2 protein-coding genes are annotated in these 2,345 nt (G+C 32.4%); both read right to left on the bottom strand.

The window, feature by feature from the left end:
- Window positions 1–882: 882 nt before the first annotated feature.
- Window positions 883–1,464 carry a thioredoxin family protein gene (locus F6K13_RS28960; RefSeq protein WP_124147203.1) on the bottom strand — a complete coding sequence of 194 codons (582 nt, stop codon included), beginning with the start codon at window positions 1,462–1,464 and terminating at the stop codon, window positions 883–885.
- A 497-nt stretch (window positions 1,465–1,961) separates the two neighbouring features.
- On the bottom strand, window positions 1,962–2,345 hold a 384-nt coding region (locus F6K13_RS28955), incomplete at its 5' end, for a sensor histidine kinase KdpD (protein ID WP_287289275.1).

Here is a 2,345-nt window from a genome sequence, read left to right as displayed (position 1 = left end):
CTTGAACAACAGTTTTATATCAGGAAAGGCAGAGGGCAGGAGGCAGAAGGCAGAAGGGAATTCTGACTCCTGACTCCTAAGAAATACCCTAACTATTTGTAGCAAACATTTACCAAACTTGGTCTAATAGTGAATGGGATATATATCAAGTATTTTTAGGGTTGTTATCATACCAATTTCCAAAATAATGCAAGACATTCTTCAAGACTTCAGTTATTAAGAAATAAGTCAGGAATAGCAATGTTTTTAAGGATTAGTTTGTCAATAACGAAGACATCTTATACCAGTTTTATATGAGGTTGCATAGAATTTGAAATTCATTCAATCGATCTATATCTATCTACACTTACCTGCGGTAAATTATGCTTGAAATATTATTCTATGTAGCTGAATTTCAATTTTGTATTATTCCTAATAACCCTACTCTCAATAAGATGTAGCAAGAATGTTGATATTTAGTAAGTTCATAAGCAAAATTAATTACAGATCCTATTTACTTATTATTCCCTGTTCCCTCTCTTAACTAGGAAATTTATTTTCACGACTACTTATTAGTAAATAAGTAAGCATTCTGCATTCAGCAGTCAGCTATCAGCTCTTGAGAAACATCTACATTTCCCGCCATAGAATTGTATGAATTGAACTCAAACTCATCGTTCTTGTGGTTCATTCTTTGATTAAAATGTAATAAAAGTCAAACAAATGTTTACTTCATTGATTAAAAAGCTAAGAGCTGAATACTTACAATAATAGCTTATTTGATTTTTATTGCTGACCGCTGAAGCGCTAATAGTTGTTTGCGCAGCAGTCCGCAGGAAATGCTTACGTCAATAACATCTACAGAACAACCTACTCAACTATCTGCAAATATCCCTTTTAATTCTAACCAAAATAAGATGGCTCATTACCTGATTTCCACTTAATATTACAACCAATACTTGGCTTTTGTTCTTCACCTACAGATTTTTCTGCTAAAACTGCATCTAAAGCTGCTCTTAAATCACTCCCTGTAACTGGTTGATTATTACTAGGACGACTATCATCTAATTGTCCTCTATATACTAATTTAAAATCAGCATCAAATAGGAAAAAATCTGGAGTACAAGCAGCAGTGTAAGATTTTGCAACTTCCTGAGTTGCATCAAAACAATAGGGAAAATTAAACCCTAGTTCTAATGCCATTTCCTTTAGTTTATCTGGAGAATCATCAGGGTGAGTTTCAATATTATTGGAACTAATAGCTAAAATTCCTACATTTTTTGGAATGTAATCTTTACCAATTTTAGCAAGTTCTGCTTGAACGTGCTTAACAAATGGACAATGACGACAAATAAACATGACTAAGAGTGCTTTTTTTCCCTCAAATGTTGATAGGGAAATGGTTTCCCCGGAAACTACATCCGGTAACTGAAAATCTGGAGCTGAAGTGTCTAATGTCAGCATTGTAGAAGCGGTTAAAGCCATAGTTATTCCTGTTATAATTTTCATTATAAGAAAAAACTACCACATTTTTATCAAAATAGGGAGTAGGGAGTAGAGGGAAAGAATTGATTATTTATCTACGGTAGTTGATTTGATTTTTATTATTGGAAATGTTTAGTATATATACATTTCCTCACTTTATTTCTTATTCCTTATTTCTAGAAAAATATTTGATAGAATTAAGGTACTAAGCTTTTCCTCCTTTCTTCTTTCCTTTTCACTGTTCCTTCTTGATCTTGAGAACTACTGAGATTTTTTTCACTAGAACAAATCTCTAATACTAATTATCACCCCATGAATGCCACAAAAAATCCATGAGAAATTTCTTTTGATAAAAACCAGTCTCTATCATATTTTCTATATATAATCTATAGATTTTATCCCTTTACTTGTGATTACTTATTCCTGGGAAAATCTGTGACAGAACAAGGTACTAAGCTCTTCTTCCTTCCCTCTTCCTTCTGCCTTATGCCTTAATTTTAAGATACTTTTTGCAATGGAATTTCAACTCTGAAAGTAGTTCCTTTGCCTATTTCACTTGCAAAATCTATTGTTCCATTATGAAGGTCTACACACTGTTTCACAATTGATAATCCTAATCCTGTTCCTGCTATTTTACCTACATTACTTGCTCTGTAAAAAGAGTCAAACAATTTTTTTTGATTTTCAACTGGAATACCTATTCCTTCGTCCTTAATCAGAAAAATAGCTTCTCGATCATTCAAAGTTAACTGAAAATTCACCTTCCCTCCTGTAGGTGAATACTTAATAGCATTTGATAATAAATTATTTAAGATATGCCGAATTAATTTCTCATCTATTAAGAAGAACATCACATCATTCTTTTTCGACTTAGCTTGAGA

The sequence above is a fragment of the Okeania sp. SIO2B9 genome, from assembly GCF_010672505.1.
In the GTDB taxonomy this organism is placed as follows: domain Bacteria; phylum Cyanobacteriota; class Cyanobacteriia; order Cyanobacteriales; family Microcoleaceae; genus Okeania; species Okeania hirsuta.
The sequence above is the reverse complement of the archived record's forward strand: the minus strand, read 5'-3'. Positions and strand labels throughout refer to the sequence as shown.

What these genes read in the sequence shown, in the direction of transcription:
- F6K13_RS28960 (WP_124147203.1), bottom strand. Translation starts at nt 1,464, where the DNA reads ATGGCTTTAACCGCTTCTACAATGCTGACATTAGACACTTCAGCTCCA.